The organism is Paenibacillus sp. FSL W7-1332 (assembly GCF_037969785.1).
Lineage (GTDB): Bacteria > Bacillota > Bacilli > Paenibacillales > Paenibacillaceae > Paenibacillus_AQ.
In genome coordinates this window covers 5,192,637-5,209,870 of the sequence record NZ_CP150209.1, presented here as the reverse complement: position 1 = coordinate 5,209,870, position 17,234 = coordinate 5,192,637, and the positions used below count along the sequence as shown (strand labels likewise).

14 protein-coding genes are annotated in these 17,234 nt (G+C 49.6%); 11 read left to right on the top strand and 3 right to left on the bottom strand.

Features of this window, described 5'->3' with window-relative positions:
• The first annotated feature begins 138 nt into the window (after positions 1 to 138).
• From MKX98_RS23510 to MKX98_RS23485, 6 genes are all read left to right on the top strand, one after another.
• Positions 139 to 1,089, top strand: coding sequence for a LacI family DNA-binding transcriptional regulator (locus MKX98_RS23510; protein ID WP_220684403.1), 951 nt, complete (start codon positions 139 to 141; stop codon positions 1,087 to 1,089).
• 75 nt (positions 1,090 to 1,164) lie between these two features.
• Positions 1,165 to 1,473 (top strand): hypothetical protein, encoded by a 309-nt coding sequence (locus MKX98_RS23505; protein WP_216530116.1) that lies wholly within the window; start codon positions 1,165 to 1,167, stop codon positions 1,471 to 1,473.
• 537 nt (positions 1,474 to 2,010) lie between these two features.
• Positions 2,011 to 3,000, top strand: coding sequence for an ABC transporter permease subunit (locus MKX98_RS23500; protein ID WP_194543804.1), 990 nt, complete (start codon positions 2,011 to 2,013; stop codon positions 2,998 to 3,000).
• Between the two features lie 16 nt (positions 3,001 to 3,016).
• Positions 3,017 to 3,928, top strand: a complete 912-nt coding sequence (locus MKX98_RS23495) for a carbohydrate ABC transporter permease (protein WP_194543803.1) — start codon at positions 3,017 to 3,019, stop codon at positions 3,926 to 3,928.
• Positions 3,929 to 3,980: 52 nt separating this feature from the next.
• Positions 3,981 to 5,597 carry an extracellular solute-binding protein gene (locus MKX98_RS23490; RefSeq protein WP_194543802.1) on the top strand — a complete coding sequence of 539 codons (1,617 nt, stop codon included), beginning with the start codon at positions 3,981 to 3,983 and terminating at the stop codon, positions 5,595 to 5,597.
• Positions 5,598 to 5,768: 171 nt separating this feature from the next.
• Positions 5,769 to 6,785, top strand: a complete 1,017-nt coding sequence (locus MKX98_RS23485) for a glycosidase (protein ID WP_339218703.1) — start codon at positions 5,769 to 5,771, stop codon at positions 6,783 to 6,785.
• A gap of 58 nt (positions 6,786 to 6,843) precedes the next feature.
• On the opposite strand, the gene MKX98_RS23480 is transcribed toward MKX98_RS23485, so the two are convergent.
• Complete coding sequence (locus tag MKX98_RS23480; protein ID WP_339218702.1) at positions 6,844 to 9,174, bottom strand: helix-turn-helix domain-containing protein; 2,331 nt, start codon at positions 9,172 to 9,174, stop codon at positions 6,844 to 6,846.
• 263 nt (positions 9,175 to 9,437) lie between these two features.
• On the opposite strand from MKX98_RS23480, the gene MKX98_RS23475 reads away from it, so the two are divergent.
• The 4 genes from MKX98_RS23475 (at position 9,438) to MKX98_RS23460 (ending at position 12,217) form a co-directional block, all read left to right on the top strand.
• Positions 9,438 to 10,232: a hypothetical protein gene (locus MKX98_RS23475; RefSeq protein ID WP_339224563.1), complete on the top strand. Its 795-nt coding sequence runs from the start codon at positions 9,438 to 9,440 to the stop codon at positions 10,230 to 10,232.
• A gap of 58 nt (positions 10,233 to 10,290) precedes the next feature.
• Complete coding sequence (locus MKX98_RS23470; RefSeq protein WP_339218700.1) at positions 10,291 to 11,280, top strand: serine hydrolase domain-containing protein; 990 nt, start codon at positions 10,291 to 10,293, stop codon at positions 11,278 to 11,280.
• An 85-nt stretch (positions 11,281 to 11,365) separates the two neighbouring features.
• Positions 11,366 to 11,767, top strand: a complete 402-nt coding sequence (locus MKX98_RS23465) for a zinc ribbon domain-containing protein (protein WP_339218698.1) — start codon at positions 11,366 to 11,368, stop codon at positions 11,765 to 11,767.
• Positions 11,768 to 11,812: 45 nt separating this feature from the next.
• Positions 11,813 to 12,217 carry an NUDIX domain-containing protein gene (locus MKX98_RS23460; protein ID WP_113057716.1) on the top strand — a complete coding sequence of 135 codons (405 nt, stop codon included), beginning with the start codon at positions 11,813 to 11,815 and terminating at the stop codon, positions 12,215 to 12,217.
• Positions 12,218 to 12,444: 227 nt separating this feature from the next.
• Here MKX98_RS23460 and MKX98_RS23455 read toward each other — a convergent pair whose 3' ends face one another.
• Positions 12,445 to 13,323 carry a carbohydrate ABC transporter permease gene (locus MKX98_RS23455; RefSeq protein ID WP_009590031.1) on the bottom strand — a complete coding sequence of 293 codons (879 nt, stop codon included), beginning with the start codon at positions 13,321 to 13,323 and terminating at the stop codon, positions 12,445 to 12,447.
• Positions 13,324 to 13,361: 38 nt separating this feature from the next.
• Positions 13,362 to 14,288: an ABC transporter permease subunit gene (locus MKX98_RS23450; RefSeq protein WP_194543795.1), complete on the bottom strand. Its 927-nt coding sequence runs from the start codon at positions 14,286 to 14,288 to the stop codon at positions 13,362 to 13,364.
• 460 nt (positions 14,289 to 14,748) lie between these two features.
• Between MKX98_RS23450 and MKX98_RS23445 the strand changes: the two genes are divergently transcribed.
• A complete protein-coding gene (locus MKX98_RS23445; protein ID WP_194543794.1) occupies positions 14,749 to 17,034 on the top strand; it encodes a helix-turn-helix domain-containing protein in 2,286 nt (761 codons plus the stop codon).
• Positions 17,035 to 17,234 lie beyond the last annotated feature (200 nt).

Genomic DNA, 17,234 nt, shown 5'->3' with positions numbered 1-17,234 from the left:
GGTTGCTTTCAGCTGCAGAGTCGAAATAAATAAGCTCCTCATTACTGTGATTACACTTGTGGGAAGCTTATTGTTGTTTTACGCGTTGATTTGGTGTAAGACTAGAGTATGAAGTGTGAGATATAGGAGAAGGTGACAATGGCAAATATTAATGATATTGCAAAGCGGGCAGGAGTATCCGTATCAACAGTATCAAGGGTGCTGAATCAACATCCTTATGTATCTGAATCGAAGCGGGCAGCTGTGCAGCGTGTGATTGATGAAATGGACTATACGCCAAATCGCTCAGCTGTCGATTTAATTCGTAAGGAAACAAGAAGTATCGGTGTGATCATGCCGTACAACAACAATCAAGCCTTTGATCAACTGCTTCATGGCGTGCTTAATCGATCGGTCGAGCATGATTATTCCGTGATGGTTCTGCCTACAAAGTACGATCCGGATAAAGAGCTCAGCTGCTTAAATATGCTGAAAAATAAACAACTGGATGGCATCATCATTACCTCTCGCTCAAACACTTGGGATGCCATTGTGCCATATACCAAGTACGGGACGATCGTCGCATGCGAGTTTACGGATCATCCTGAGATTGGCTGTGCCTACATGGATCGATATGCATCTTACGTAGACACGTTTCAATTGTTAAAGGATAAAGGGCATTCACGAGTCGCTTTTACGACAGCAAGAGGAGAAGAGAGCAATAGTACACAGCTGACGATAAAGGCGTATCAGTATATATTTGGCGATCTGCCGCCAGCATACCATATCAGGGATTGCTACAGCATGGATGACGGGGTAAGAGCGGCACAACAACTACTTAATATGGATCTTAGACCAACCGCTGTTTATGCGAACGGCGATGAGGTTGCGACAGGTATTTATCAGTATGCAAGGAGCATACAGCTGGGGGTGCCAGAGGATCTGGCAATCATTGGCCAGGAGAATCAGCCTGTTGGAATTGGGTTACGCCTATCTACGGTTGATCATCAATTGGTGAAAGTTGGTGAACAAGCCTTTGATCTTACAATTAAGAAATCAAAGGATAAGGTAGAGATTCCTTATCACATCATTGTACGGCAATCGATATAGGTATTGACTTACCATCGCTCCCTGCATGGTATTTTTCAATGATCCAGCCCATCATTTTATTTTTGGAGGATATTTATGAATCAACGTTTTCGGATTACAAGATCCATGAATGCAAACACTAGTGATCAAGAGATTTCATTGGAGGAATGCCAAGCTTATTTTTCATCCAAGGCGGACTTCACTTATCAGACGGTGCTGACTGTGAAAGGGGAGGAGAGCACCATGTCTGTCGAAGGGGATTTCTTTATGTGGAAACATGGAGAGGCCCTTATTCCATTTAGACACTATATGGGGGAGTTGTACATAGCCGTCTCCCATCAAGAAATCGTACCCCTTATGATCGGAATTGCAGCTGATTTACGGGCAGATATCGTAGAAGGGTAAGGAATGAAAGTTGCCATATGACAAGATTTTAAACTTAAAGGCCGCATTCTTGGTCATACCCCTGTCAAGTAGACAGAACGAAAAAGAGCTTTAAGCAGCAACCGTTTCTCGGTATTCCACCGGGGAACGGTTGTTTCATTTTTTCTGAAATCGTTCTCGGCGTGTCGTATTGGCGGATGACTTTTTCCTCTTGTCTAATAGTTTAGCTAGCAGGTCCATGAGGATTTCTCATCTTGGCTTGGACAGCTTGAAGGAGCACAATATGTAACATATGAAACCTGATAACAGGTTCATATGTTACACATTCTCAGCATCGTACTTCAACAGGGATCGCGGAGATCCGGATGAGAAAATGATGATAGCAGCGGGATCGCGACGGACAGACGGATGACAATGCACATCTTACACATTTACGATGTCATGCCGTCTTCTCTACACTTTGGAATGTAAGCGTTACCTGTTAACCACTGAAACGTGATGTACGTGAGTGAGCCAGATAACCTGACATGAATCGATATGTAAGAAAGGAGGGGAAGCATGAGGGGAAAAAGACTACTTGCTGTGATATCCGGAAGACGTTTCATCCATCGCGAAACGAAGCCGCCTAATCCAGGTGTAAACCCAACGTCTCTCGGTAAAAGAATCAGGGTGAACTGGGAGCTTTATCTGTTCTTGGTGCCGGCCACACTGTATTTCCTTGTATTTCACTATGCGCCGATGTACGGTATCCAGATTGCCTTTAAGAACTTTATCCCTAGCAAAGGAATCATGGACAGCCCATGGGTGGGCTTCGATCATTTCGAGCGTTTCTTCAATTCCTACTATTTCTGGGATCTGCTCTGGAATACGTTCAGCCTCAGCTTCTACGAGCTGATCATCGGGTTTCCGCTGCCGATCATCCTGGCGCTTGCTTTCAACGAAATCCGTACGGGTCCCTTCAAGAAAATGGTTCAGACCGTTACGTATGCGCCTCATTTTATATCCGTTGTGGTCATGGCCGGTATGATTATTACCTTCTTATCGCCGTCCACCGGCATACTGGTCCAATTCATCAAATGGATGGGTTTCGATGCGCCGAACTTTTTGTCGGATCCGGCCTGGTTCAAGACCGTATACGTTCTGTCCGGAGTCTGGCAAAGCACCGGATGGGGGACCATTATCTATCTGGCAGCGCTGTCCGGTGTCGATCCCCAGCAGCATGAAGCCGCGATTGTGGACGGAGCCAGTCGTTTCAAACGATTGTTGCACATCAACCTGCCGGCCATACTCCCAACGATCACCATTTTGCTGATTCTGAACATGGGCAACATTCTTACGATTGGCTTCGAAAAAATACTGCTGCTGCAGAACTCCCTGAATATGGAGTCTTCGGATGTCATTTCAACTTATGTTTACCGGACCGGTCTGGTAGACGCGCAGTACAGCTTCTCGACAGCTGTTGGCCTGTTCAACTCCGTGATCAACGTCATTTTACTGGTAACCGTCAACCGGATTGCCAGACGCACCAGCGAGAACAGCCTATGGTAGAAAGGGGGAAAGTACATTGGTTACCGCAATGAAGGAATCGAAGTGGGACAAAATTTTTCTGGGCAGCGTCTATATCTATTTATCCATCGCTCTGATTGTTGTTCTTTATCCGCTCATTTATATTCTCAGCGCATCGATCAGCAGCCCGCAGCAGGTGAATTCGGGTGCGATGTGGCTGTTTCCCAAGGAAATTACCTGGGCCGGATACCAGCTGGTCTTCGAAAACCCGAAGATTTGGAACGGATATCTGAACACGATCGTCTATACTGGGATAGGAACGCTGTTGAACCTGGCCGTGACACTGCCTGCAGCCTATGCGCTCAGCAGGTCGGATTTGGTCGGTCGTCAACTGTTCTTGGGATTTATCCTGTTCACGATGTTCTTTACCGGAGGGCTTGTGCCAACGTATCTCGTAGTCCGGAATTTGGGGCTGATCAACACGATGGGGGCGCTCATTCTTCCCGTAGCTGCATCGGTATGGAATATCATCGTTGCCCGGACGTTCTTCCAGACGACGATCCCGAAGGAACTGCAGGAAGCGGCCTATATGGACGGCTGTACCAACCTGAAGCTGTTCGTCCGCATTATTCTGCCGTTGTCAGCGCCGATTATTGCTGTTATGGCTTTGTTTTACGGGGTCAGTCACTGGAACAGCTATTTTCCGGCTCTGATCTATCTCAACGATGAGAGCAAGTATCCCCTGCAGATGGTGCTGCGGCAGATTCTGGTTCTTCAGGAAATGACGGCGGAGACGACCGGCGCCGCAATCAGCGGGGATGCCGCCAGGGCAATGAGTTCCAAAGCCGAAACCGCATCGCTGATCAAATACGGGGTTATCGTCGTATCGACGCTGCCGATTGTCGCGCTCTATCCTTTTTTACAACGATACTTTGTCCAAGGGGTCATGATTGGTTCTGTAAAAGGATGATGAAAGCGTTTTATAAAATAAAAGCTTGAGTATGCAAAGGGAGGAAACATGGATGAAGATGACAAGCAAAACTTGGAAGCTGGTGCTGACGGGGATAACAGCCCTGTCTCTGCTCGCCGGATGCGGTTCGGGCAGCGATACGAAATCTGCCGGAACAAAGTCAACAGAAGCAGCCGCCGTAAATAAGGAAGGCTTCCCGATTATGAATGAACCGATTACGCTGACCATGATGGCACCTGATGTCGGCGTTCAGAACTGGAAGGATATGATCGTGCTGCAGCAGATGGAGGAAAAGACGGGCATTTCATTCCGATACTTGAACGCTCCGAAGGATAGTTTTGATACGAAGAAGAACCTCGTATTTGCCAGCGGCGATTACCCGGATGTCTTCTACGCTGCAGGCCTGACGGCGGCTGAACAGATGAACTATGGCGAGCAGGGAATTCTGATTCCGCTTGAGGAGCTCATCGAGGAATATGCTCCGAACTTCAAGGCGCTGATGGACGAAATTCCGGAGATCCGTAAATCCATTACAGCTCCGGATGGACATATCTACTCCTTGCCAGCGATCGATTTAAGCCAGCACTGGTATCGCAACCCGCTGTGGTACAACGGTGATTTTTTGGAGGCCCTGAATATCGACAAGCTTCCGGAGACGACCGAGGAGCTCTATGCCTTCCTGAAGCGTGTAAAAGAAGAGGATCCGAACGGCAATGGAGTCGCCGATGAAATCCCGATCTCTTCCGTTTCGACAGCTACAACTAATGCTCGGGATATTCGTACTTGGCTGCTTGGCGCTTTCGGCATCTATGAAGACGAAATTTATGTGGACGATGAGGATGTTGTTCATTATACCCCGATAGAAGAGGGCTTCCGAGAGTATCTGGTTTATATGAATCGTCTATGGAAAGAGGATCTGCTTGACCACGAAAGCTATTCGCAAACCGCAGAACAGAAAAAGGCCAAGGCACAGAACAATCAGGTGGCCCTGTTCTCCGACTGGCATGCCTACATGACCAAAGGGGGAGAACCGTCCACCAAGGATCCGATGTTCGCTCCGGTAAAAAGCGATCTGGTAGACAAGCCGGCTATCGCCAAGAACAGAGGGATCACGACAGGGGCTTTTGCCATCACGGTGACCAATCCTGCCCCTGAAGCCTCGATGCGTTGGGTGGACTACCTTTATTCTTATGAAGGATCGCTCTTTTTCAACAAAGGACCAGAAGGCAAGCTGTGGGAGTACACGGATGAAGCCAACCGGGTGAAGCGCTATTTGCCTGTGCCGGACGGCATGGAGATGGAGGATTACCGTGCGACTTTGACGCCAAACTACGGCATTCCGGCTCCTACCATCAATACGGACGATATTAATAAAGGATTGAAGACCGACTTTGATCAGTGGGTTGAAAAGGAAACGAAGGAAAAGCTGCTTGACCGCGGAGCAAGACCGCCGTTCCCTGCCTTGTTCCTGACCGTTGAAGAGCAAACCGAGATCAACAGCCTGAACTCGGATCTGAGCACGTATGTACAACAGATGGAGGCGAAATTCGTTACGGGAGCAGAACCATTGTCCAATTGGGATAACTACCTGAACACGATGAAGAAAATGGGTGCCGACCGGGTCGTTGAAATCTACCAAGGTGCATATGACCGTTGGAAGTCGAACTAAACGCAGATTGCGTCTAGCAGAAATTAGCCATCAAGATAAGATATACGAGATGACAGAGGTTTTCAAAGAAAAGGTGGCCTGGGAGAAGTCGATTTCTCTTTCAGGCCCACCTATGAATTCAAGAGGGCCTTGATAGATTCTGAATACCATACAAGTGTGGAGGCCTAGCCTATGAAAATAACGAGACATCCAAACAATCCGATCGTCGTTCCGGGAAAATACGAATGGCGTAAAGTTACTGTATTCAATCCTGCGGTTATTATAGACAACGGCAAGTTTTACATGATCGAACGTACCGCAGGCTCCCTAACGCCTTGCAAGAATGTTTTGGGACTGCTGGAGAGTGAGGACGGAGTGAATTTTACGCACGTGACAGACGAGCCGATCGTGACGCCAGACATGCTGGGCTTCCCATATGGAAGCGTCCAGGACCCGCGGATTGTCAAAATAGACGGCACGTACTATTTAAACTATGCCCTTAGGCCGTGCGCCATGAGTTACTATCCGACAGGAGCGGGCATACCGGAGCGTTCAATTCCGAAATATCCGGACGGCTGGGGGGAGGAGGAAGGCCACTGGCTCACCCGCTCTTCGATTGTGAAGTCGGACAATCTGATCGACTGGGAATTCGTTGCCGATACGACACCGCTCGACATCAATGACCGTGACAACATTTTGTTCCCTGAGAAGATTAGCGGAAGGTATGTATTGCTGCGCCGTCCGGAGGAATACGTGGGTGCAGCTCACGGAACGGACAGCGCGGCGATATGGATTACGTACTCCGAGGATCTGGTTCATTGGGAAGAGCCGAAGCTTCTGGCCAAGGCTGAGAACCCGGCCTGGGAATCCAGGAAAATCGGCGGAGCAACCCCGCCTGTGCGAACCGATAAAGGCTGGCTGGTCCTTTACCACGGCGTTGATGATCAGGTCGTTTACCGAGTCGGGGCGATGCTTCTTGACCTGAACAACCCTGAGAAGGTCATAGCAAGAACGAAGAATTTCATTATGGAACCGGAGGCCTATTATGAGAAATTCGGTTATCAAATTCCGAATGTGGTGTTCCCGACAGGAAACGTGGTCAAAGACGGCCTGCTCTATATCTATTATGGTGTGACCGACACTGCCATTGCACTGGCTACCGTGCCGGTCGATGAGCTGGTAGAGCATATCCTGAACGAACCGCAGTAAGTGAAATAGAAGCATCCGGGCCCTTTCGAGACAATGTCTCGTAAAAGGGCCCTCTTTTTTATATATCCAGACTGCTCGAGCAATGTTGTTTGCGGTACTGACCGGGCGTCAGTCCGGTTTCCTTCTTGAATTTGCGGATGAAATTGGGTGCATCCAGATAGCCCACCTGTTCGATGATTTCCTTCAGAGGAGCGCTTGTCGTCACAAGCAGCCGAATGACTTCTTCCATACGCCTCTTCCAAATATACTGCGAGAAGCTGATCCCGGTCTTATCTTTAAAGCTGCGGCTTAAGTAAGAGGTAGAGACGGAAAATTTAAGGGCCACATGCTCCAGGCTGAGCGTGTAGTCGGCAAACTGCTGATTTACATAATGTACGATATCATCGATCAGTTTAGGCGCTGCTTGCTCATGGTTACGCTCAACCTTCTCGCAAATCTCGGTTGTCAGCGACAACAGCTTGTCCTCAAATTCCTCCAGCGTCTCAAACGACGTATAGTCCGAGATGCTGCTGAATGCTTCGTTCATTCCGACCTCGGAGGCGGACCGAAGCAGCGCGTTCAGCAGATCGAAGCAAATGCAGCGCAGCAGGTGAATCTGCAGCGGTTCGCCCCGAATGGTCTCCATCATCTCGGCGATCATCTGCACGGCCACCGACTCGTTGCCTTGCTTTAGGCTTTGCTCCAGCTTGAGCAGCGACTTTCTTGGAAGCCACACGCCTTTGGCAACAGGATGATTCTGCTCTGCCAGCTGGGCGAAATAGGTGATCCGGCTGCTGCCAACCATTCGATGCTCAAGAGCGGTTGCGGCTTCGATGAAGGATTGGTTCAGCTGCCCCAAATCCCGGTAAGGCGTACCTATGCCCATGCTCGGATCGAGCCGAGTGTTCTCGGCGATCAATCCCTGGAGCGCACGAATGATCTGCTCCATCCGGATCTTCAGCGAATCTTGACCTGGGTCAGGAAGCGATACGATCAGCGCGAACTGATTATCGGCTGAGAATTCGACGCCGTGGATATTCGCATGAAGCTCTGTTAGTTCAACATGGCTGAGCAAAGCTTGCATCTGTTGACGATCATTTTGGACATCCTCGGTCTCATCGGTTTCTTCCCAGGACAGAATTACACAGAAATACATGACTTGATCTTGAGGAAGCTCCAGTCCCGCCCCGGCGATCATTCGCTCGATTTCGGGATCATCCGGCTTGCCGTGTTTTAGTAGAAGCAGCATGCATTGATTGCGCACGAAGGGCTCCTGCATATCGATTCGGGCACTGTAATCGTGAAGGGTCTGACGAATCCAATCCCATTCACTGCGCGTTTTGGGCTCTGGGGTATCGTTGACTCTGAGCTTGGCGAATTCCATCAAGTCCTTAATCGGGTGATATTGGCGTCTAGCCAGTACAAAAGCGGCGAGCACTCCGGTAATTACGGCGATGCCAAACACCAGCAGAATGAGCGTCTGTACATGAGCGACCCGGCTGAAGAACTGGTAGCTTGGCATGATGGTCATGTAGTTCCAGCCATTCTCCCCGGATTTGACGGATACGACGGAGTACTTGTCATTATTCAGGGAAAGATTGTGTATGCCGGCATCAAGCGCAGCCAATGACCCGAGGTTCTCTTGAGACAGGGTTACGCCATGATTGCTCGCTGTAAGCACTTCGTCATGTTGATTGAAAATGTAGCTGCTCCCAGTGAAATCGCTAAGAATGGAATCCATGACCCCGGTAAGATTGGACTCTTTCACCATATATACGACGCTTCCGTACGGATACGGGGCATTAGGCTTAATAGGTACGATTACGGTCAGCATTGCCTCCTGCCTGGAGCCGTTGATCGTAACATTCTCGGCAGGCCGTATTACCATCTGATTCGTTTCGTTCAGAGCAACGATGATATCCTTCAGACTCCAGTTCTCATAACGATAAAAGGAATCGAACGTAACGTTAACATTCGTTAGGCCGCGGTAAGAATAGATAACCGGGTCGTTATGATAGTATATGAAGATGTCTTCAATGATGCTGCTGTTTGCCTTATAGTTGGCCAAAGCTTGTATGGCTTCCACTCTGTAATAATCATCACGGACCATATAAGGGGTTAAGCGCCTGTCGTAAGCGATTCGGCCGGAAAGCTCCCGAAGCTCCGCGATACGGGAGTCGATGGTCATTTTCACCTGGTTCAATTGATTGATGTTGGATTGTTCAATCTCGGTACGAAGCCCGCTGACAGCGCTATCATAAACAAATATCGTTACTCCCGTCAGGGGAATCAGGAAGATCAGAATATAAGACAGAACGTATCTTAGGAGCAGCTTCGACTTAAAGTGATTCCAATTTATTCGGAAAGTGAAGGTGGATACGATGAATGATTTGAGCTTGTGAATGGTCATTTGGGTGCATCCTCCATTGCATTCTTTTCATGTCATGCGTACATCCGACTTGATCAAAAACGATAGGGTTATCTGAAACATTATATCATTATAATGATTATTCAGAAAAATATTTAAGAATAAATTCATCATCATGATTCATTACATGACATAACTCGTAGTTTTCATCGTTTCAATGGCTTCAGTTAGTTACGCTCGTCTTCGCATTAGAGGGGGATTTTGTTATGATAGGGACAAGAAAATAATGGGAAGTGAGAGAAGCTGTGGACAAAAAGGCAAAAAAGGTTTTACTTCAAACGTTCTGGTCATCCAGCGGTTGGAAAAGCAGTCCTTTGCCGTTCGTTGGGGAGGATTTTGATTACGCGAAGAGCATGAGGCTGATGTTCGACCCCATCACGATCGGACATGATGAGCTGATCCAGCGGCTTCATCGCTTACATAAGACGGTTACTAAAGAAAGGGTTGCCGCAGCATTTCTGCACAGCCTGTCCACGAGACAAGTGCATCTGCGAAGCGCGCTTTCCAGTTGGGTGCTGACCTCGCGCCTGCCTCTTCATCAGTACGAAGAACGACGCTCGGCCATGCCGAATTACAGCAGCTGCGGAGATTGTAACCATGCCGGGCTGCAGTCCGACCGGGATTACGTGAATGCCGACCTGAACGTGCTGAATTTCGAACGGGTCAAATGGGGAGGCGTCCGCTTGAATCAGCTGCTCTACTGCTGGCTTGATCTGGAGCTGTTGAGCCATGCGGAGGGCCTGACGGTGGACGAGGAGGATATCGCCATTCTGAGGAAGCTGATTGCAGCCGTCGACGGATGTGCCGAAACAGAAAGCCCGCGTCATCTTGAGAAGCGTTTGAAGGATGTTCTGCCTTCAAGCAAGCATGAACGGGACGTGCTCATGGAAGTACTGGGATATGCCGGCGTGCTGGTTCCGAAGGATACGCCCCGCACGCGTCCGAGAAGGGACGACGATTTCTTCTCGATGTCGGAGTGGCAGGGAAGCGACGGATATTCCACTGAAGCGCTGCAGTTTTTTTTCGGCGAATATCTCTAGACCGCGCTGCATCATGACAGGTTACAGAATGCGTACCGGTTTTAAGGGGAGGGTTAGAATGGAGCAGCAATTAGAGGAACTCATTGATCGTTATCAACAAGATCATTATTTATCCGGGAACATTCATATTTCCAAAGAAGGCAAAACCTTATTCAGTAAATCCTACGGGCAAGCCAGCATTCAGCTTGGCGTCTCCAATAACAAGGATACGAAATTTCATATTGCCTCAGTCACCAAGATGTTCATCGCAGCTGCCACCCTCAAACTCTATGAACAAGGGCTGATTAGTCTTGATGATCATCCGGGTACTTATGTTGACGCATTTAAGGCTCTCCATCCGAAGATCACGATCCATCATTTATTGAGCCATTCATCAGGGCTGCATGATATTTATGCCGTACCTGATCTTACATATGAGATGAGCAAATTAAGTATGGAGAAGAAAGCGTTTATACCCTACCTCGTCGGACTGAAACAGAATTTCATTCCGGGTGAGCGTTGGGAATACAGCAGCACCGGGTTTATCATGCTGGGGTATATACTAGAGGCCGTGACGGAGATGAAGTATGAGGAAATTTTGGATTACTGGTTCTTCTCGCCTTTGCACATGGGATCGACAGGGGTTGATTGTCCTCGTCAGATCAATTCAGGCAGAGCATACGGACACGCATGGGAAAATAATCAGCTGATCAACGCTGACAATGACAGGCTTAGCACGGTTCAAGCTCCAGGCGAGCTGTACTCTACGGTGCAAGATCTGAATACGTGGTGTGAAGCCCTTTTCAAAGGTGAAATCCTTCATCCGGAAACGATGGATAAAATGTTTGCACCGTACTATATGACAACATTTGACCCGAACTTAAACTATGGATATGGATGGTTCCTGGGGGCTGACTTTCGATTAATTGCCGGAGGAACTCCGGGATTTCGATCCGAAATTTGGCACTATCCAGTTCAAGATCTACGGATTGTCATGCTATGGAATTATGAGAAAGTAGATTCGCACCAACTGTTCCGAATGATTAAACCTCTATTGTTTCATACGTAAAACGAAGGGAACGACTACAAGAACAATCGGGAACCATGCAAGCATGTATTATTTTGGTCATTATCATTTTCGAGAGGAGCCTTACATGAGAAGCATCAAACCAGGTCGGGGACCCTCGGCTATGGGCGCGGTTGGCAGTGCTGCAATTGGCGTATTTGGGGTATTCTGGACGATTTCGGCAGCAAATATGGGAGCACCCGTCTTTTTTGTCCTGTTCGGGGTCGTCTTTGTTGGTGTCGCGGTTGTGCAGGGGATTTTTCATCTTAAAAATGCTACGGGAGCTAACCGCATGTCCGTCTATGATATTACCGACGACGAACCGGATCCATTAGATCCTCACCTTCAAGCGAATGCAAGGCAAAGCGTCAACGAAGGTTTTAAACAGGATGGCGATTTCAATTTCTGCCCGTATTGCGGGAGAGCCATCAAACATGAAACGTACCAATATTGTCCGAAGTGCGGTAATGACATTGGGGAGAGGCAGTAATTTTGCTTGATAATGCATTTTAATGCCGAGATTGGAGGATGAATAATGGGCTTTCATGACACGTACAGATTCGGTGTGCATGCCATCATATCGAACGCCGACGGCAAGCTGCTCTTATTAAAACGGACCTACGGGAACAAAGGATGGAGTTTGCCCGGAGGCGGGGTCGACCCCGGCGAAACGATCCATGAAGCGATATTTCGCGAATGCCGCGAAGAACTGGGCCTCACCCTGCAGGATGCGGTCTTGACCGGATTTTATTATCACAGTCATATCAACGTGCAGGTCGGCATATTCCGCTGTTCGATCCCTCTTCATGAGGAAATTATCCTTAGTTCGGAGCATTCGGAGTATAAATGGGCCGAGTTGTCGGAGCTGAGCGACGTTCAGCGGTTAAGGGCCGAGGATGCATTGGCTTATCAAGGAGAAGTCAAAAGCCGGGCGTTTTAAATTTACCCTGTTCTTCAAAGACCGGATTACCGTTATTTGCCCCATGCATCAGGGATACGCTAACGTCCCTCATTTACGATGTTCCATCCGAAGCGGCAGACGTTACATCCAAAAAGACATCCATCATATAAAAAAGAGGCTAACCGTGAGAGCGGTTAGCCTCTTTGAATTTAGTAGATTCTGATACCCGTCTCATGTCTTGAGACCATGGCATGTGGAGAAACCTCTTACTCTTTCAAGGAGCCAATCAACAGCCCTTTTATAAAATACCGCTGCAGGAACGGATAGAACAGCACCACCGGCCCGATCGTCAGAATGGCGGTGGCCATCTTCACCGATTCCTGAGGGAGCGTCTGGCTGCCGAGGATGGCTCCGCTGCTCTGCATCTGCTGGATCATGCTGATTTCGGAGTTGAGCTTAAACAGCAGATATTGCAGGGGATACAACTTCTCGTTGTCAACCAGCATGATAGCGTTGAACCAGTTGTTCCAGTAGGCAATGCCGTAAAACAGCGTAATCGTGGCCAGAACGGGCATGCACAGCGGGAAGTAGATCCGGAACGCGATATAGAAGTCGCTCGCGCCGTCGATCTTGGCCGCCTCCGTCAGGGAAGGCGGAATTTGGGACATGTAGTTGCGCACAAGAAACAGGTTGAACGGGTTGAACACCAGGGACGGAATGATCAGGGCCCAGATGGTGTTGTTCATGCCGAGATTCAGGTTGATCAGATACCATGGCACCAGGCCTGTGTTAAACACCATTGTAATGAAAAAGAACAATCCGAGCCCGTTGCGGTAACGGATATGCTTGGCGGCAAGCGTATATCCGGCCATGGACGTGATGGTGACCGCAAGGATCGTGCCGACGACCGTCACGATGATCGAGATCATGTAACTCCGGTACAGCGGCGTGCTGCCGAACAGGAGCAGCTTGTAGGCATCCAGCGACAGCTCGCTCGGAAACAGCTGGTAGCCGAATTGTTTAATGCTGGCTTCGTCGGTAAAGGACACCATGAGCACAAGCAGCATCGGCAGGATGCAGAGAATGGAGATGATGCCGATCAGCGCGGCATTCACGGCGTCGAAAAATTTAGGTCTGGACGTCATCTAGGTTTCGCTCCCTTCCGAATGATTCCGGGCTTGCTTTAGAACAAGGCATGGTCCGGATTCACCTTCTTCACGATTTTGTTGCTGCCCCATACGAGAATAAAGCCGACCACGGATTGATACAGTCCGACGGCCATGGCTTGTGCCGGATTCCCGATGGTGCGGAGGGAACGGAACACATACGTATCGATGACGTCAACCGTCGGATACAGCAGACCGTTGTCCTTCACGATGGCATAGATCATGTCGAAGCTGCCGTACATGATTTTGCCCAAGGCAAGCAGAGTCAGGATGGATATGGTCGGCAGCATGAGCGGAATGGTGATATGGCGGATGAGCTGCCACCGGGTAGCGCCGTCGATCCGCCCGGCTTCGTAATAACTGTCATCAATCCCGGTAATGGCCGCCAAATAGATGACGAGATTCATCCCGAGATCCTTCCAGACGGCCGCGGTCGTTAGAATCCACGTCCAGTATTGCGGGGAGGCGTACCAGTTGACGGGGTCGACATGGAAGAACGCCAGGATCCGGTTCAGGATACCGTAGTCGGTCGACAGCAAGCTGTAGATGATGTAACTCACGATAACCCAGGACAAGAAATGCGGGAACAAAATCGTGGATTGGGTCACCCTCGAGAACCAGCGGCTGCGGAGCTCGTTGAACAATATGGCCAGCGCCATGGCTGCGAGCGTGCCGACGATGATAAATAGAAAATTGAGCTTTAAGGTGTTGAAGGTGACCTCCCAAGCCCGAGGCGAAGAGAAGAAGAACTTGAAATTGTCAAAGCCGACCCAGGCGGAATTGAAGAGTCCCGTCTTGAAGTTGAATTTCTGAAACGCAATGAGCATGTACGGAAGCGTGAAATAACCGAAGACCAGCGTATAGATGGCAGCCGGTACAACGAGCAGGTAGGCGGATCCGTTCGAGCGGATTTCGCGCAGGAAGCCGAAGCGGCTTTTTTTCATGAGTAGGCACGTCCTTTCGTAAATGATGGGGGCTGCAAGCCTGGCAGTTCTGATTCGAGTGTAAAGAGAGTTGCCGCGTGCAGTAAACTATGAAAATGGAGTTTGAGCGGATTGAAGGGGGGAGCGTCTGCTTTAAAAAACGGCAAAAACTTCGAATTTGAGTATTTCGGACAGTGTCGACAGGATTGAATAATGACCGGAAAATCCTTGTTTTATAAGGGGTTTAGCTGATGGAGTCTATGAAGGAAAGTTTGGGGAGGAAAATAAAGAATGCGTTTTCATATTGATGAATGCCCTGAGCAAATGTAAGATGAGAGTGAAATATGAAAGCGTTCCGAGTGATCGGATCGTTAGGGAAACATCATTAAATTAACATATAGATTACATATTATGTTAGTAATTTTCATGAATTATGAAGATTTCACTTAACTATACAGATCCAATGGCAGGGAGGGAGAATATGATCCGGCAGCGATTATTCCGTTATGCGGTGTACCGAAATATGTTTCTCAGCTTTATTTTGCTTACGGCAGCCATGATTGCCCTCGTAACCGTCGTCCTGTACATGATGTTCTCCTGGAGCACCGCGAAGGAGGTAGGGAAAATATCCGAATCGATGCTGAAGCAGAACAGCGCCGTATCCAGCGTCATCCGCGACCAGGTATATAACGTGGGCAACCTGCTGCTCAGCGACAAGGAGATCGTGAACGCCCTTTTGGACAAAGAGGCCGATCCGGTGAAACAGTATGGGGTATTCGGCACTCTTAACCGAGTACAGTCCACCTATCCGTTCATCCATTCGATCGGTATCTATAACGGCTCGAATAATACGTATCTGAATACGAAGGGGATTACCAAGGAGCAGGAGAAGGCGCTGTTGGAGGAGATCAACAGCAAGAATACATCTTATTTTCACCTGTTCCCTCGCAAGATATCTACCGCCACTTCCGCTTCGGCCAACCGGAGCGAAGACGTCCTTACTTTCGTTCTCCTTCCGAGCTATTATTCGCCGCTAAGCTCCAAAGGCGCAATCGTAATCAACATGAGCACCGACACCATCCAGGATCTGATCGGAGGCTACCGCAACGAAGCGGTGGATTCGCTGCACGTCATTGACGACAAGGGAACCATCATCACCCATTCGGATCGTTCCCGGTTCATGGAGAATGTATCGCAGGAGTCCTATGTCCAGTCCATTCTGGAATCGGACGCGGAAAGCGGTTACTTCACTCGCTCCATCGACGGCCGCAAGAGCCTCGTTACCTACGTCAAATCCAAGGATATGAATTGGACGTATATCAGCGTAAGCCAATATCAAAATCTGCTGTTCAACATGCAGGCCCTCCGAACGTCGGCGCTGGTTCTCGCTTTGGCTTGTTTCGTCGTCAGCATGTTCTTGTCGATCTGGCTGACGCATCATGCGTACAACCCGATTCGTCACCTGCTGGAGAAAATGAGCACCATACCGAAAATGAAGGAAAACCGGCGGCAAATCAACGAATTTGCCATATTGGATACCACTTACGCCGAAATGACGGAGAAAATGAAGTCGATGGAGTCCGAGGCTTCCGTCGCTCGGCAGGCGCATGTGCTGCAGCTGCTGAAAGGCGGCGACGAGACGGCATTCCGCCGTTTGGCCCGCGAAGGCAAGGGGCCCTATTTCCTGGCGGTCGTCCTTCTGCTCGACAGCTTAGACGGCTCGCCCGGGGGAGAGGACGAGGACCTGCAGTCCTATTCCTCCGCGGCCGTCGCTCAGGCGGCCCAGCAGATGCTGGAGCCGGAGGGAGCGAGCGTGGCAACGGTAGGGGACGGGACCATTGCGATCATTCTCCCCATGAAACAGAGCCGGCTTCCCCTCCATGTCGTGGGCATGCTGGAGGAGCTGCAGGGCGAGATGCTAAGCACGCTCCGCGTGTCCGTCACCGTCGGCATCGGAACGGCCGCACAGACCTACGAGGAGCTGCGCGAATCGTTCGATTGCGCGCAGTCCTGCTTCCAGCAGCGCTTTTTCGCGGGAAAGGGCAGGATGTTCCATGGCGATCCGGTCAACGCCGCGGAGTCGGAGCATTCCGAGGCTCAGTATCCGGACAAGCGGGAGAAGCGCATCATCGAGGCCATCAAGCTGCAGCAGCGGGATAAATTGGAGAAGGAAATCGATCAGTGGATCAAGGAAATTCGCGATTACAACTACCATGAAGTCATGTTTTTCATTAATCAATTCATCGGCGGCCTGTACAAGCAGCTCAATGTCCATACGGTAAAAAATCGGGAAAGCGCGGATCTCTTCCTCGACTTTACGCGGCGGATTACCCGCTTTCAGACGCTGCAGGAAACCGCGGATGCCCTGAAGGATCTTGCCCTCAGGCTCTGCAGCCTGTCCGAGGAATCGGGAGCGGTCCGGCATGCGGAGGTGGTGGATTTTATCCAGATGTACGTACGCAAGCATTATGCAAGGCCGGATATGTCGCTCGAGCAGGTGGCGGGCGAGGTGAAGCTGTCCCGCAGCTATGTCGGCAAGCTGTTCAAGGCGCACTGCGAGCTGTCGTTCAACGATTACCTGAATGCCGTTCGTCTGGAGAAGGCGCGGGAGCTTCTCGCCAGCACCGAGGAGTCGGTTCAATCGATCAGCGAGCAGGTGGGCATTCTGAATACGACCTATTTCTACACGTTGTTTAAAAAGCACTACCAGATCTCGCCGGCCCAGTTCCGCAGCCAGCATGCGATCGAGACGAAAAAGGCGCAGTGACGGGCAGATTAATTGCGGGTTCAAAAGGTCGACTTTTCAGCACCGAAGTCTTTGCTTCCGATGTGCGTTTTTGCAAAACGCTTTAGGTTGGATGAAGCTAGGGACTGAGTAGCGGAGCTGAACGTTTTCATGAGAAAACGGCTTCGGAAGCATAAGCTTGCAATCCTACGTGAGCAACGGAAGGCCCGGCTGAATTCAAG

What these genes read in the sequence shown, in the direction of transcription:
- MKX98_RS23505 (WP_216530116.1), top strand. Translation starts at nt 1,165, where the DNA reads ATGAATCAACGTTTTCGGATTACAAGATCCATGAATGCAAACACTAGT.
- MKX98_RS23465 (WP_339218698.1), top strand. Translation starts at nt 11,366, where the DNA reads ATGAGAAGCATCAAACCAGGTCGGGGACCCTCGGCTATGGGCGCGGTT.
- MKX98_RS23500 (WP_194543804.1), top strand. Translation starts at nt 2,011, where the DNA reads ATGAGGGGAAAAAGACTACTTGCTGTGATATCCGGAAGACGTTTCATC.
- MKX98_RS23460 (WP_113057716.1), top strand. Translation starts at nt 11,813, where the DNA reads ATGGGCTTTCATGACACGTACAGATTCGGTGTGCATGCCATCATATCG.
- MKX98_RS23490 (WP_194543802.1), top strand. Translation starts at nt 3,981, where the DNA reads ATGAAGATGACAAGCAAAACTTGGAAGCTGGTGCTGACGGGGATAACA.
- MKX98_RS23450 (WP_194543795.1), bottom strand. Translation starts at nt 14,288, where the DNA reads ATGAAAAAAAGCCGCTTCGGCTTCCTGCGCGAAATCCGCTCGAACGGA.
- MKX98_RS23470 (WP_339218700.1), top strand. Translation starts at nt 10,291, where the DNA reads ATGGAGCAGCAATTAGAGGAACTCATTGATCGTTATCAACAAGATCAT.
- MKX98_RS23455 (WP_009590031.1), bottom strand. Translation starts at nt 13,323, where the DNA reads ATGACGTCCAGACCTAAATTTTTCGACGCCGTGAATGCCGCGCTGATC.
- MKX98_RS23480 (WP_339218702.1), bottom strand. Translation starts at nt 9,174, where the DNA reads ATGACCATTCACAAGCTCAAATCATTCATCGTATCCACCTTCACTTTC.
- MKX98_RS23445 (WP_194543794.1), top strand. Translation starts at nt 14,749, where the DNA reads ATGATCCGGCAGCGATTATTCCGTTATGCGGTGTACCGAAATATGTTT.
- MKX98_RS23510 (WP_220684403.1), top strand. Translation starts at nt 139, where the DNA reads ATGGCAAATATTAATGATATTGCAAAGCGGGCAGGAGTATCCGTATCA.
- MKX98_RS23485 (WP_339218703.1), top strand. Translation starts at nt 5,769, where the DNA reads ATGAAAATAACGAGACATCCAAACAATCCGATCGTCGTTCCGGGAAAA.